Source organism: Streptosporangium sp. NPDC048886 (assembly GCF_055586905.1).
Window position 1 is genome coordinate 379,754 of record NZ_JBVJHH010000002.1, and the last position, 13,055, is coordinate 392,808.

At 74.4% G+C, this 13,055-nt stretch carries 14 protein-coding genes; 4 read left to right on the forward strand and 10 right to left on the reverse strand.

From position 1 onward, the window contains the following. Positions 1–24: 24 nt before the first annotated feature. The 9 genes from ACZ6R6_RS03910 to ACZ6R6_RS03950 are packed head-to-tail and all read right to left on the reverse strand — an operon-like array spanning position 25 to position 6,157. Positions 25–453 (reverse strand): pilus assembly protein TadG-related protein, encoded by a 429-nt coding sequence (locus ACZ6R6_RS03910; RefSeq protein WP_470089964.1) that lies wholly within the window; start codon positions 451–453, stop codon positions 25–27. Continuing rightward, positions 450–947 (reverse strand): TadE/TadG family type IV pilus assembly protein, encoded by a 498-nt coding sequence (locus ACZ6R6_RS03915; protein WP_470089965.1) that lies wholly within the window; start codon positions 945–947, stop codon positions 450–452. Before ACZ6R6_RS03915 ends, ACZ6R6_RS03910 begins: the two co-directional genes overlap by 4 nt. Continuing rightward, the gene (locus tag ACZ6R6_RS03920) at positions 938–1,357 is read right to left on the reverse strand and encodes a TadE/TadG family type IV pilus assembly protein (protein ID WP_470089967.1); all 420 of its coding nucleotides are present in this window, start codon (positions 1,355–1,357) and stop codon (positions 938–940) included. The genes ACZ6R6_RS03915 and ACZ6R6_RS03920 overlap by 10 nt, the downstream gene beginning before the upstream one ends. Continuing rightward, positions 1,338–1,586, reverse strand: coding sequence for a Flp family type IVb pilin (locus ACZ6R6_RS03925; RefSeq protein WP_306859245.1), 249 nt, complete (start codon positions 1,584–1,586; stop codon positions 1,338–1,340). The genes ACZ6R6_RS03920 and ACZ6R6_RS03925 overlap by 20 nt, the downstream gene beginning before the upstream one ends. Before the next feature lie 2 nt (positions 1,587–1,588). Next, a complete protein-coding gene (locus tag ACZ6R6_RS03930) occupies positions 1,589–2,524 on the reverse strand; it encodes a type II secretion system F family protein (RefSeq protein WP_470089968.1) in 936 nt (311 codons plus the stop codon). Continuing rightward, positions 2,517–3,404 carry a type II secretion system F family protein gene (locus tag ACZ6R6_RS03935; RefSeq protein WP_470089970.1) on the reverse strand — a complete coding sequence of 296 codons (888 nt, stop codon included), beginning with the start codon at positions 3,402–3,404 and terminating at the stop codon, positions 2,517–2,519. The genes ACZ6R6_RS03930 and ACZ6R6_RS03935 overlap by 8 nt, the downstream gene beginning before the upstream one ends. Then, positions 3,401–4,702, reverse strand: coding sequence for a CpaF family protein (locus tag ACZ6R6_RS03940; RefSeq protein ID WP_470089971.1), 1,302 nt, complete (start codon positions 4,700–4,702; stop codon positions 3,401–3,403). Before ACZ6R6_RS03940 ends, ACZ6R6_RS03935 begins: the two co-directional genes overlap by 4 nt. Continuing rightward, the gene (locus ACZ6R6_RS03945; RefSeq protein ID WP_306859253.1) at positions 4,699–5,454 is read right to left on the reverse strand and encodes a hypothetical protein; all 756 of its coding nucleotides are present in this window, start codon (positions 5,452–5,454) and stop codon (positions 4,699–4,701) included. Before ACZ6R6_RS03945 ends, ACZ6R6_RS03940 begins: the two co-directional genes overlap by 4 nt. A 1-nt stretch (position 5,455) precedes the next feature. Then, positions 5,456–6,157 (reverse strand): hypothetical protein, encoded by a 702-nt coding sequence (locus ACZ6R6_RS03950; protein WP_470089973.1) that lies wholly within the window; start codon positions 6,155–6,157, stop codon positions 5,456–5,458. A gap of 336 nt (positions 6,158–6,493) precedes the next feature. Between ACZ6R6_RS03950 and ACZ6R6_RS03955 the strand changes: the two genes are divergently transcribed. Together ACZ6R6_RS03955 and ACZ6R6_RS03960 are read left to right on the forward strand one after the other, a co-directional pair. After that, positions 6,494–6,760: a hypothetical protein gene (locus ACZ6R6_RS03955; protein WP_470089975.1), complete on the forward strand. Its 267-nt coding sequence runs from the start codon at positions 6,494–6,496 to the stop codon at positions 6,758–6,760. 225 nt (positions 6,761–6,985) lie between these two features. Beyond that, on the forward strand, positions 6,986–11,569 hold the full coding sequence (locus tag ACZ6R6_RS03960; RefSeq protein ID WP_470089977.1) for an FtsK/SpoIIIE domain-containing protein: 4,584 nt from the start codon (positions 6,986–6,988) through the stop codon (positions 11,567–11,569). 60 nt (positions 11,570–11,629) lie between these two features. On the opposite strand, the gene ACZ6R6_RS03965 is transcribed toward ACZ6R6_RS03960, so the two are convergent. Further along, positions 11,630–11,902: a WXG100 family type VII secretion target gene (locus ACZ6R6_RS03965; protein WP_012888044.1), complete on the reverse strand. Its 273-nt coding sequence runs from the start codon at positions 11,900–11,902 to the stop codon at positions 11,630–11,632. Positions 11,903–12,075: 173 nt separating this feature from the next. On the opposite strand from ACZ6R6_RS03965, the gene ACZ6R6_RS03970 reads away from it, so the two are divergent. Further along, positions 12,076–12,795 (forward strand): SDR family NAD(P)-dependent oxidoreductase, encoded by a 720-nt coding sequence (locus tag ACZ6R6_RS03970; RefSeq protein WP_306859263.1) that lies wholly within the window; start codon positions 12,076–12,078, stop codon positions 12,793–12,795. Positions 12,796–12,954: 159 nt separating this feature from the next. After that, positions 12,955–13,055 (forward strand): biotin carboxylase N-terminal domain-containing protein (locus ACZ6R6_RS03975; protein ID WP_362963288.1); only part of this gene is annotated, 101 nt, incomplete at its 3' end.

The following is a 13,055-nucleotide window of genomic DNA, read 5'->3' on the forward strand; positions in this document are numbered from 1 at the left end:
GACCGCCGCGGCCGTGCCGGGCCATCAGACGTCCTCCCCCGTGTCGGGCCCGGCGGTGGCCTCGCCCTCCGCCTCGGAGCCGGAGAAGCCGAAGGCGGCGAGGAAGAACGCCTCCCACGGCACCGAGACCCGCACGGTGACCTCGGCCTGGCCGCCGCCGACCGTGCACCCGGCGAGCTGGACGTCGTCGGTGCGGTGCGCGGAGACGATCTCCTCGGCCTCGGCGCAGGCCGCGCCCCCCTCCAGCAGCCGGGCCTGGCCGGTGGCGCGCAGGTGCTCGACGTCGATCTGGTCGGCGGCCGCCCGGGCCGCCTGCTCGGCGATGTCGGCGGCCCGCAGCCGGGCGTTGATGGCGGCCCCGCCGTCGACCAGGAGCCCGGCCAGCAGGAAGACCGCCACGGAGAAGATCACTGTGAAGACCGACATCGACCCCCGGTCACCCGCGCGGCTCACTCGACCCTCCGGAACTGCTCCAGCGGGACCACCGAGTCGCCCTTCATCTGCTTGGCGGCGCCGAAGCCGAGGAAGCCGAGGTCCAGCGTGCAGGTCACCTCGGCCCGAACCTGGCCGCCCTCCTGCCAGTCCGTGCCGGCCAGGCTCACCTCGGGCTCGCACTCGCCCGACAGCGACTCCTCCGCGGTCCTGCCCGCGGCCTCCTCGGCCTCCGACAGTGTGCGCTCGACCGAGGCCGCCCTGGCCGCGTCCCTGGCCGCGCCGTTGACCTCGCCCTGGGCCTCCACCACCCTCCCCGCGCCGACCAGGAAGAGCAGGAACAGCAGGAAGACCGGGGCCAGCAGCACCGTCTCGGCCGTCAGCGACCCGCGTTCGCGGCCGTACCGGGCCTGCCCGCGGCCGTACCGCGCCGGTCCACAGCCGCGCCGCGCCGGTCCGCCGAGCCGTGCCGGGCCGCCGCCGCGCCGGGAGAGGGCCGGGAGTGTCACGGGCATCCCTCGCTCCCGTCGTCGGGGCGGAAGCACTCGACCGGGCCGCCGAAGCGCGAGGTGATGGTGAACGTCGTGGCCGGCAGCAGCGGGACGACCTGGACCGCGGTGGCGGTGATCTCGACGCCCCGCTGGTCGCCCTCCTCCCAGGCGGTGACGGTGGCGCCGTCGAGGAGCTTGGGGCCGACGGCCCTGAGCACCTCGACGGCCCGCTCCTCGGCGTCGCTCTCCCAGGAGTCGGTGTCGACCCGGGCGAGCCGGGCCCCTTCGCGGGCGGCCGCGTCGGCCACCTGGCGCCCGTGGAACCACAGGGCGAACTGCACGACGAGCAGGATGACGGCCAGCACCACCGGCATGATCATCGCCAGCTCGATGACGGCGGCGCCCCGCTGCCGGTCACGGCTCTCCGCCGCCACCCTGGTCACCTCCGCCGCCGCCACCGCCGAACTGGTTGGAGATCTCCGCCTGTTTCCCCTCGACCAGGGTCTTGATGAGCGTGGCGAGGCCCAGCGCGACCCCGGCGATGATGGCCGTGATGATGACCCACTCGACGGCCGAGGCCCCTCGGGTGGGGGCGTTGCGCGCCCTGTCGATCCGCGTGCTCAGGAAGGCGGCCGTATAGACGATCCACGGATGGCTCAGCATGGTCAGGACCCCAACATCTTCATAGCGGCCGGAAAACTCAGGAAGATCACGAAGCCCGCGCAGAGCAGGAGCTGGGCGACGAGCATCGACTGGGACCGCTCACCCGCCTGCCCCTCCACCTCGGCGAGCTCACGCCGCCGCAGGGTCGCGGCGCGGGCGGTCAGGGACGCGCGGACCTTGGCGCCGTCGTCGGCGACCAGGCCGAGCGCGGCGGACAGGTCACGCAGCTCGTCGACGTTGATCTCGTCGCCGAGCTGCCCGAGGGCCTGCCACGGGGTGATGCCGACGATCCTGGCGTTGCCGAGCGCCTCGCGGATCCGGTTCATCGCCCAGTTGGCCCCCTCGTCGTCGGCGCCGGGGCTGCCCACCGAGACCGCCATCATCAGCGCCTCCGGCACGCCGCGCCCACCCGCCAGGTTCATCGCGACCAGGTCCAGGAAGGCCCCGACGACATGCCGGAAGTCGCGGCGCATCCGGGCCGCGTCGCGTTTGATCTGCAGGTCCGGCAGGACGAAGAAGACCCCGGCGACGGCGAGGGCGGCCCACAGCGGGATGGTGAGCGAGACGCCCCACTCCATCAGCACCAGCCAGCCGATCAGCAGCGGGAAGGCCAGCAGCCCCGAGGCGGCCAGCAGCATCTTGGTGGCCAGGAACCCCTCGAAGGACCTGCCGAGCAGGGCCAGGTCCGCCTTCGCCGAGCGGGCCTCCCACCCCCGGGCCGCGTAGAAGCGCGCCAGCCGCACGCCGAGGCCCCGACGGAAGGCGCTGACCTCCTCGTCGGGCAGGACGAGCTGCATACGCGGGACGTCGGTGCCCTCCCTGGCGGCGTCCAGCGCCAGCAGCCGCGTCACGAGCCCGGGCCGGGCGGGGAACAGCGCCCGGATGAGCAGGAAGAGGCCCAGCCCGAGCACCGAGCCGGCCAGCAGCGCCTCAGTCATCGCGCACCTCTCCTCCCGAGGGCAGGCCCAGCAGGCGGGCGGGTTTGTCGAAGCGGGCCAGGCGGCGCATCCAGGCGAAGCCGGCGCCGAAGAACCCGGCGACCACCACGAGCACGGCCTGGCCGAGGGTGTTGTCGTACTCCTCGACGTAGGAGGGGTTGAACACCACCAGCGCGACGGCGAAGGCCAGGGCCGTACCGACCACGATCTGCACGCTGCGCCGGGTGGAGCGGCGCTCGGCCTCGACCCGGCGGCGCATGTCGAGCTCCTCCCGGGCCGAGACGGCGAGCGCGCCGAGCACGTCGCGCAGGCCGGGGCCGCGCAGCTTGGAGTTGAGGATCAGCGCGGCCACGACCAGGTCGGCCGAGGGGTCGTCGAGCTCGTCGGCGAACAGCCGCAGCGCGTCGGGCAGCGGCATCCGGGTGTGCAGGCGGTCCACCAGCGCGCGCAGGTGCGGGCGGAGCATGGGCGCCGCGGCCCGGATCGACGACGGGATCGCCTGCTCCAGGCCCGCGGCTCCGGCGATGGTGTCGCGGAGCGACTCGGTCCAGGCGGCCAGTCCCTCCAGCCGCCGCATCGCCGTGCGCTCCTCGGCCGCGCCGCCGGACAGGCCCCGCCAGCCCAGGGCGAGGAGCACCGCCCCCACGGCCATGACCGGCCAGCCGGTCACCACGAGCACGAGCACGCCGGCGATGGCGCCCGCGGCCGACCGGGTGGACAGGGCCTTGAGCAGCCGGCGCCGGCCGGCCTTCTTGTCGGGGGCCGGCGGCCGGGGGCGCGTGCCGTACAGGGCCAGGCCGAGCAGGAACAGCCCGGCGCCGACGGCCGCCCCGGCCAGCAGGGCCAGCGGGTCGAGCAGTCCGGGCGGCAGGGGGATCACCTCCAGCCTCCCGGGTCGTAGCCGTGGCGGGTGAGCTCCTCCAGACAGGACAGGGGGGCGTGCGGCAGCACCCGGCCGTCGGGAGACTGCGCGAAGACCTCCGAGGAGAGCACCCTGCCGTCCACCCCGGCCACCTCGCGCACGCTCGACACGTAGCGGCGCAGCCGCCCGCCCGCCGCGTACTCGTTGCGCTTCTCGATGAAGACCACGAAGTCGATCGCGCCCGCGATGAGCATGTGGGTGGCATCGATCGGCAGGCGCTCGGCGGCCTGGAGCGCGTAGGTGGCGATGCGGTTGAAGACCTCCATCGAGGAGTTGGCGTGGATGGTGGACAGCGAGCCGTCGTTGCCCTGGGTCATCGCGTTGAGCATGGTGACGATCTCGTCGCCGAGCACCTCGCCGACGATCACCCGGGACGGGTTCATCCGCAGCGAGCGGCGGACCAGCTCCGCCATGCTGATCTCGCCCTGGCCCTCGGAGTTGGGCAGCCTCTGTTCGAAGGCCACCACGTTGGGATGGAGCTCGGGGAACTGGTCGAGGCCGAGCTCCAGCGCGCGCTCCACGGTGATCAGCCGCTCGGACGGCGGGATCTCGTTGGCCAGCGCGCGCAGCAGGGTCGTCTTCCCGGCGTTGGTGGAGCCGGAGATCATGATGTTCTTCCTGGCGGCCACGGCGGCCGACAGGAAGCGGCCGACCTCCGGGGTGAGCGTGCCGTTGCCCACGAGGTCGCTCAGGAAGACCTTGCCCAGCCGGGAGCGGCGGATGGAGACCGACGGGCGGACCGTCACGTCCATCACCGCCGAGAGCCGGGAGCCGTCCGGCAGGCGCAGGTCGAGCTGGGGGTTGGCGGTGTCGAACGGCCTGCTGGACAGGCCGCTGTAGGCGGCGAGGACCTGGATCAGCTCGACCAGCTCCTCGTCGGACTCGGCCACCGGCTCGCGCATGATCTCCTGGCCGTCGGCGTAGCCGACGAAGACCCGGTCGCAGCCGTTGATGTCGATGTTCTCGACCTCGGGGTCGTCCAGCAGCGGCTGCAGCCGGCCGACGCCGAACAGTGCCGCGTGGATCCCGGCGGCCAGCGCCTCCTCCTCCTCGGCCGTGGGAGGGGTCCTGCCGACGCCGATCTCGCCGCGCGCGAACTCCTCCAGGACCTGCGCGATCAGCGCGCGGGCGAACTGGCGCTCGTCCTCGCCGGTCATCGGCACCAGGCCGCTGGCCTGGTCCAGGCGGCGCTGGTGGGCCAGCCGGTCGCCGACCTCCTGCCGGAAGCGCTTCACCAGCGTGTGGTCGATGGTCATGCGGCCGGCTCCGGGGCGCGGACCTGGGCGGCCAGGCGGCCGGCGAGCTCCCGGGCGGTGCGGATCAGCAGGGAGCGGTCCAGGCGCCCGCCCCACTGGCCGCGCAGCAGCTCCGCGCCCTTGGGGTCGTGGGCGAGCCCGCTCACGAAGGCGGCCTCCCTGCCGGTGGCGGCGACGATCCGGCGGACCTCGTCGATCGTCGTGCGGTATTGCCGGGGGTCGGCGATCACCACCACCCCGACCTGCGGGTCGCGGGGCATCACCTGGAGGCGCTCACGCAGGTGGGCGACGTGGTCCAGGCTCGCCCTGGTGAACAGCACCACCATCGCGGCCTCTGCGGTCAGCTCGGCCGTCTCGGGGTGGCCGCCGAGGCGGCCGCAGTCGGCCAGCACGTCGGCGTGGGGCAGGGCGGCCAGCGCCCGGCCGAGCGGGCCCCACAGCCACCTCAGCCCGGCGGCCTGCTCCCCGTGGGTCAGCCCGGTCAGCACGTCGAGGCCGCCGACGATCTTCTGGGTGTGTTCGTAGACCTGGTCGGGGTGGAGGCCGCGGCGGGCGGTGGCGCCCAGGGTGAGCAGGCCCCGCCCGGGATTGAGCACGCCGCCGTCGGCGGCGGGCAGGCGGTAGGCGATGTCCCCGCCGGCGGGGTCGCACTCGGCCAGCAGCACCGGGCGCGGCCAGACCGCGCCGAGCGCGGTGGCCGCCGTGGTCACACCCGGCGCCCCCTTGTCCGCGGCCAGCACGATGAGCGCCACGTCAGCGCGCTCCCGGCAGCTCGGCCAGGGCGATCTCGCCGTTGGAGGCGTAGGCGGCGATCGTCGGCGACACCGCGGCGTCCACGATGATCGTCACCTGGCCGGACAGACCGCTCTTGCTCTGGCCTCCGACGCTGTGGACGAGCGCGGCCTGGGCGAGCACGCGGCTCTGGGCGCCGGCCCCGCCGCCCCGGCCCGGCACGTGGATGACCTGGACCCGGTCGCCCTGCGCCAGGTTGGCCGGGAGCTGGCCCGGTTTGAGCGCCAGGCCCACCCGCGCCTTGCCCGGGCCCAGCTCCGCGCTCGCCGAGACGACCATCTCCCTGGTCAGCAGGGTCCCGGGCAGCAGGGTGACGCGGGCGTAGTGCTCCGAGACGCGGACGCTGTCGGCATAGGCCACGTAGCCGATGCCGGTGTCGGCGATCTGGACCTCCCGCATGGCGGCCCGGGGGATGCGCTGGCCGGTGCCGACCTGCTGGACGATCTGGATCGCCGAGACCCGGTCCCCGCTGCGCAGGACCAGCAGGGTGGTGGCCAGCGCGCCGCCCAGGATGAGCAGCAGGGCCAGGGCCGCGAGTGCGGGCCTGCGCTCGCGCGGGGGGACGGGGAGCTTGCGCGACGCCGGTCCGGAAAGGGCGGCCGCCGGGCCTTGCCGCTCGGAGTTCACCGGGGGACGGCTCGTTGGCTTCTCACTGGTCCTCATGGGCAGGGGGACTCCCAGAGTGATCACAATATGGGGACTACGTGGTCGAATTTACGCCATTATGCGCACCGTGCCGATGAACTGCCGGACAAAAGCCAAGACCCATGCTCGTTTGATAGGAACGCCTCTGTCAACGCCGATCTGGAAGAAACTGACGGTTTGGCTAGGTGACAGCTGACTTATCAAGGTGATAAGGGATGGATTAACCCACGTAACAGGCTTCCCACTATTTACACCTTTCATTCCGGCAAATTTCTCGCCGTCTTCACTCCGCCGCCGCCGGATCGCGCGTCTCCCGCCATCCTGAACCCGTTCAAAATGTGCCATCCTTACGCCATGGCCAACTGGTTCAGGCGCGGCACACCGGGGTCAGGGCGGATCCGGCTCCTCCGGACGGCGATCGGACGGCTACGCCGTCGCGGGGCCGAGCGCATCGCCGGCGCGCCGGCGACGGGGCGGGTCGTCGCGGGGCTGCACCGCGCGGCGGCCGGGCTGGCGGAGGTCACCTCCGAGGTCAGCGCATATGCCGGGCTGCTGGAAGAGAAGGCCGGCGAGCTCCACGCCCGGACCCGGGCCCGGCGGGACCCCACAGGTCCCGGCTGAGTTTTCCACAGCTCCGCGCGGTGAATCCCCAGCCTCTCCGGAGCGCTCAAATCGACAAACGCCCATTAAGAACGGCATAACCGGGCAACAGCGTCCGACAGTTGTCCACAGGCCGCCACGTTTTCCACATACCGGCCCGTGCCCCACGGCATTGCCGCAAACAGCTCCTCCCGGACCGTTCCCACTCTGTACCTTGGACCGGGGCCCGACCCGAGGAGAGCGGCGATGCGGATCATGCTCACCGTGCTCAGCGAGCACGCCGACCGCGATGTCGTGGTCGAGGGGGACGAGACGACCACGGTGGCGCGGCTCGCGGAGTCGCTGGCCGGGCAGGGCGGCGAGCGGCCGACCAACGTGGTGCGGCTGACACGGAGCAAGGCGCCTTACGGGCTGGGCCACGACTCCCCCGGCGCCGCCCCTCCGACGCTCTGGCGCGACGGCCGTCCCCTGGACCCCGACGCCCCCGCGCTCGGCCTGCTCCGCGACGGCGACCTCGTCACCCTCGACCGCGACCTGGCCGGGGCGACGATGGCCGAGGAGCCCGGCGGCATCGTGGAGGTCCGGGTGATCGGCGGGCCCGCCGCCGGATCCGTGCACCGCCTCAGCCTGGGCGTCCACACCGTGGGCTCCGACCCCGCCTGCGCGGTGGCCGTCCCCGACCCCCGGCTGTCCGGCGAGGCCGCCGTGATCAGGCTCACCCCCGACGCCATCACCGTGGAACCCGGGGCGGGGGCCGCGGCGCTGCTGGCCGGCGAGCCCCTCGAAGGCCCGGCGCCGTGGCCCGAGCACGCCCTGCTGACCTGCGGCTCGACCGTGCTGACCCTGAAGGCCGTGGAGCCGCCCGACGCGCATCTGGACGCCCAGCCCGACGGCGGGCTCGCCTACAACCGGCCGCCCCGGCTCCGCGCCCCGGACGGCGAGCGGCGCTTCGAGGTCCCGGCCGAGCCCAAGCGCGCCGAGACCATGCGGCTGCAGCTGCTGACCGCCTTCCTGCCCGCCGGGCTGGGGCTGGTGATGGCCTGGGCGTTCAAAATGTGGTACTTCCTGCTGTTCGCGCTGCTGACCCCACTGATCATGATCGGTCAGTGGTGGAGCGACCGGCGGCACGGCCGCAAGCAGTACCGCCAGCAGGTCAAGCAGTACAAGGAGCGGCTGAAGGCGTTCGAGGCCGCCGTGGAGGAGGCCCGCGCCGCCGACGAGACCCGCCGCCGGGCCGCCGCGCCCGACCCCGCCGAGGTGCTGCTCACCGCGACCGGCCCCCGGCGGCGGCTGTGGGAGCGCCGCGACCACGACCCCGACGCGCTCCGCCTCCGGGTCGGCCTCGCCGACCTCCCCGCCGCCCTGGAGTTCGTCCCCGAGCGCTCCGCCCCGCTCGACGGCCCGCTGCCCGAGCTCCCGACCTGCCACGCGGTCCCGGTGGCGCTGGTCATGCGCCGCCTGGGCGTGGCCGGCCTGACCGGGCCGCGGCAGGCGACGGCCGGCCTGGCCCGCTGGCTGGTCGGCCAGGCCGCCGCCCTGCACAGCCCGCGCGACCTGGCGATCGTGGTGCTGTCGGCGCACGGCGACGGCGACGAGCGCTGGAACTGGGTCCGCTGGCTGCCGCACAGCGCCCCGCACGGCGGCGAGGACTGCGTGGCGCTGGTCGGCGCCGACCCGGAGGCGGCCGCCCGCCGGGTGAGCGAGCTGACCAGGCTGATCGACGAGCGTCTCGGCGAGGAGGAGAGCCCGTCGGCCAAGCTCGGCCGCGTCCCGACCGGCTGGGGCGACCTCGGCGGCGGCCCGGGGGCGGCGGAGGCCGCCCCGGTCTACGACGAGCGCCCCTACGACGTGCTGGTCGTCCTGGACGGCGCCCAGGTCCTGCGCGCGCTGCCCGGCATGCCGCAGGTGCTCCGCCAGGGCCCCCGGGCGGGCGTCTACACCCTGGCCGTCGACGACGACCAGCGGCTGCTGCCCGAGGAGTGCGCCACCGTCGCCGCCGTGACGGACGGCGGCATGATACGGCTGCGCGGCGGCGGCCTGGACGACCTCGGCGAGATCCTGGCCGACCAGGTCTCGGTCACCTGGTGCGACCGGCTCGCCCGCTCCCTGGCCCCCATCCGCGACGTCAGCCGGGACGACTCGGCCCTGGCCCTGCCCGGCTCCGCGCGGCTGCTGGAGCTGCTGGAGCTGCCCTCGGTGTCGGGCGCGGCCCTCGCCGAGCGCTGGGGCCGGAGCACCGAGGCCGTGATCGGGGCCGGCCCCGACGGGCCGTTCTCGGTCGACCTGCGGGTGGACGGGCCGCACGCGCTCATCGCGGGCACCACGGGCGCGGGCAAGTCCGAGCTGCTGCAGACCCTGATCTGCTCGCTCGCGGTGGCCAACCGGCCCGACGAGATGACGTTCGTGCTGATCGACTACAAGGGCGGGGCCGCCTTCAAGGAGTGCGTACGGCTCCCGCACACGGTCGGCATGGTCAGCGACCTGGACGGCCACCTGACGCAGCGGGCCCTGACGTCCCTGGCCGCCGAGATCCGCCGCCGGGAGCGGCTGCTGCTGGCCGCCGGGGCCAAGGACATCGAGGACTACCACGCGATCCGCGACACGCGGGCGGCCCGCGCCTCCCGCGACCTGCTCGTGGCCGGCGGCAGGACACCGGCCGGGCCGCTGCGCGGGCGCGCCGGACCGCCGGCCGCGCTGCCCCGGCTGGTGCTGGTCATCGACGAGTTCGCGGCGATGGTGAGCGAGCTGCCCGACTTCATGACCGGGCTGGTGGACATCGCCAGGCGGGGCCGCTCGCTCGGCATCCACCTCATCCTGGCCACCCAGCGGCCCGGCGGCGTGGTCACCGCCGACATCCAGGCGAACACCTCGCTGCGGATCGCGCTGCGGGTGACCGACGCCGCCGAGTCCGCCGACGTCATCGGCCGGCCGGACGCCTCGCACATCCCCAAGTCGGCCCCCGGCCGGTGCTACGTGAAGTCGGGCGCGGGCGCGGCGACGGCCGTGCAGACGGCCCGGATCGGCGGCCGGAGCCCCGGGGGCTCCGCCGAGGTCAGGGCACGGGTGACGGAGGTGGGCTGGCGGGCCCTGGGGCAGCCGCTGCCGGCGCCCGGGCCGGCCCCCGAGGGCTCGCCGGTCACCGATCTGTCCATACTCGCCGACGCCCTGGCCGACGCCGCCCGCGTCGCCGGGGTGCCGCGGCAGCCCAGCCCCTGGCTCCCGCCGCTCGGCGACCTCGTGGTCGCCCCCGGCCTGTCCGACCCGCCCGGCGGCGCGCCGCCGTACCGGGCGGGGGCGGAGGAGGTGCCGCCGCTGCCGTTCGGGGTGACGGACCTGCCGTGGGCGCAGAACCGGCGGGCGCTGACGCTGGACCTCGCCCACGGGGGGCACCTGCTGCTGGCCGGCGCCTCGCGGAGCGGGCGCTCCACCGCGCTGCGCACGCTGGCCGGGGCGATCGCGGCCGGGGCGTCCCCGCAGGACGTGCACGTGCACGCGATCGACTGCGGTTCGGGGGCGCTGCTGCCGCTGATGGCGATGCCGCACTGCGGGGCGGTGGTGACCCGCGACCAGCTCGACCGGGTGGAGCGGCTGCTGGCCCGCCTGCGCGCCGAGGTCGGGCGGCGCCAGCAGCTGCTGGCCGAGGCCGGATACGCGTCGCTGGCCGAGCTGCGCGCCGCCGCCGGGGGTCCGCGGCTGCCCTGGCTGGTGCTGATGCTCGACCGGTGGGAGGGATACGTCGCCGCCTTCGAGGGCTACGACTACGGGCGGCTGATCGAGTCGCTGATGCAGCTGCTCCGGGAGGGCCCGGCGGTCGGGCTGCGCGCCGTGGTGACCGGCGACCGCTCGGCGCTGATCGGGCAGATCTCCACGGTCTTCGACGACCGGCTGATCCTGCGGCTGGCCGACCCGGCCGACTACGGCCTGGCCGGGCTGCCCGTCAAGGACCTGCCGGCCACGCTCGCCCCCGGCCGCGCCCTGTCCACCGGCGAGCACGGCCTCGCCGAGAGCCAGATCTCCCTGCTCTGCGACGACCCCTCCGGGCCGGCCCAGGTCGGCGCGCTCCAGGCGCTGGCCCGCGCGGTGCCCGCCCGCTTCGCCGGGGACGCGGCGGCGGGGCCCGGCGGGTGGCTCTGGGACTGTGAGCCGCCCCTGCGGGTGGACGCGCTGCCCATGCGGATCACCGCGGCGCAGGCGCTGGAGCTGGCGCCGTCCTTCGAGCCCCCCTCGCCCCTGTGGGCGCTGCTCGGCGCCGGAGGCGACTCGCTGGCCCCGCTCGGCGTCGACCTGCTCGCCCACGGACCCGGCGCGGTCGTCGCGGGCCCGTCCAGGTCCGGCCGTTCCTCGGCGCTGCTGACCGCCGCCCGCTCCCTGCTGGCGCGGGGCACGCCCGTGGCCCTGGTCACCCCCCGGCGCAGCCCGCTCAGCACGCTGGTGGACGCCCCGGGGGTGCTGGCCGTACTCGGCGCGGACGGCGACCTGCCCGAGGCCCTGGCGGGGCAGGAGCGGTATGTGGTGATCGTCGACGACGCCGAGCTGATCTCCGCCGACACCCCCCTGGGCACGGCCCTGGAGCAGGTGCTCCGGACCGGCCGCGACGGCGAGCACGGTCTGATCATCGCGGGCACCACCGGCGACCTGACCACCGCCTACCGCGGTTTCGTCGCCGAGGCCCGCAAGGCCCGCACGGGTCTGCTGCTGTCGGTCCAGAGCCCCGCCGACGGCGACCTGTTCACGATCCGGCTGCCCCGCGGCGCGGTCGGCGGCCCGCCCGGCCGGGGCCTGCTGGTCACCCTGGGGTCGGTGACCCCCGTCCAGACGGCCGTGACCTGAGGGGCCCGCACACGCCGAGACGCCACGGCCCAGGTGGGCCGGGGCGTCTCGGCGGTCCGGCTATCGGGTGGCGGACTCGATGTTGCCGCGGTAGGTGTTGATGACCCGGGACGCCTCGGCGAGCTCCTCGGACATGCGCTGGAAGGCGGCGCGGTAGTTCTGCCACGCCTCGGTGAACCGCTGGGCGCCGGGACCGGTCCAGGCGGTGCCGACCTTGCCGGCCTCCCGGTCGAGGGCGGCCATGGTGGCCCGCACCTGGTCTGCCTGCTGGGTGAACTGGGTGGCCATCTGCTGCATTTCCGCGGGATTGCCGCCGAGCAAGTTCTGGCTCATGCCAGTCTCCTTCGGGATCGGTGTCGGGGGGGCTCACCAAACGAAATCACGATAGGCGAGTGGATCACAGTGATACCGGGATTATGCCGAGCGGCTATGGACCTTCCCGGACGCCCGGAGAAGCTAACGTTCCTTTTCACCTTGATTTTCTGTGACGTGAGGAGTCATGGACAGTGCGTGAGATTGTGGTGACGGGCGGAGGCACCGGGATCGGCGCCGCCGTCGCGGCGGCGTTCGCCGCGCAGGGGGACCGGGTGACCATCACCGGACGGCGGGAACAGGTGCTCAAGGAGACGGCCGACCGGCTGGGCCTCTCCTACGTGGCGTTCAACGCGGCCAACCCGGTCGCGGTGGGCGAGGCCCTGGACCGGCTGCCGGCCCGGGTCGACGTGCTGGTCAACAACGCGGGCGGGAACACCAACCTGGACCGCGCGCCCGGCGACGATCTGATGGACGTGGCCGAGAGCTGGTGGGCCAACCTCAACGCCAACCTGATGTCGGCCGTGCTGGTCACGAGCGCGCTGACCCCCCGCCTGGCCGACCACGGCCGGATCGTCACGGTCGGCTCGATCGCGGCCCGGGGCACCGGTTCCGGCTCGTACGGCGCGGCCAAGGCCGCCGTGGAGGCGTGGACCGCCGATCTGGCCGCCGAGCTCGGCCCGCGCGGCGTCACCGCCAACGTGGTCTCCCCCGGCCTGATCGTGGACACCGAGTTCTTCCGCGGCCGCCTCACCGAGGAGGGGGTGCGGCGCCGGGTGGAGAGCACCAGGAACGGGCGCCCCGGCACGCCCGACGACGTCGCGGCCACGGTGAGCTTCCTGGCCTCCCCCGAGGCCCGGCACATCACCGGTCAGGTCGTCCACGTCAACGGCGGCGCGTACCTCGGCAGGTAGGACCCAGCCGTGCCCGGCGATCAGGGGGCGCTTACACTCCCATGAAGGCCCGCCGGCACCGGAAGGACGGCCCCGGCCCCGGCCGCTGTGTGGGCGTTTAAACTCCCTTGGAGGCCCGCCGGCCCCTTGTTCGCACATGTACGGAAGGGAACGACGTCGGTGCAGAAGGTCCTGATCGCCAATCGTGGTGAGATCGCCGTGCGGATCGCCCGCGCCTGCAAGGACGCCGGACTGGCCAGCGTCGCCGTCTACGCCGACCA

Bases quoted from the DNA above. Each gene is read 5' to 3' on its own strand.
- ACZ6R6_RS03955 (WP_470089975.1), top strand. From the start codon at position 6,494: ATGGCCAACTGGTTCAGGCGCGGCACACCGGGGTCAGGGCGGATCCGG.
- ACZ6R6_RS03940 (WP_470089971.1), bottom strand. From the start codon at position 4,702: ATGACCATCGACCACACGCTGGTGAAGCGCTTCCGGCAGGAGGTCGGC.
- ACZ6R6_RS03930 (WP_470089968.1), bottom strand. From the start codon at position 2,524: ATGACTGAGGCGCTGCTGGCCGGCTCGGTGCTCGGGCTGGGCCTCTTC.
- ACZ6R6_RS03965 (WP_012888044.1), bottom strand. From the start codon at position 11,902: ATGAGCCAGAACTTGCTCGGCGGCAATCCCGCGGAAATGCAGCAGATG.
- ACZ6R6_RS03960 (WP_470089977.1), top strand. From the start codon at position 6,986: ATGCGGATCATGCTCACCGTGCTCAGCGAGCACGCCGACCGCGATGTC.
- ACZ6R6_RS03950 (WP_470089973.1), bottom strand. From the start codon at position 6,157: ATGAGGACCAGTGAGAAGCCAACGAGCCGTCCCCCGGTGAACTCCGAG.
- ACZ6R6_RS03915 (WP_470089965.1), bottom strand. From the start codon at position 947: ATGCCCGTGACACTCCCGGCCCTCTCCCGGCGCGGCGGCGGCCCGGCA.
- ACZ6R6_RS03925 (WP_306859245.1), bottom strand. From the start codon at position 1,586: ATGCTGAGCCATCCGTGGATCGTCTATACGGCCGCCTTCCTGAGCACG.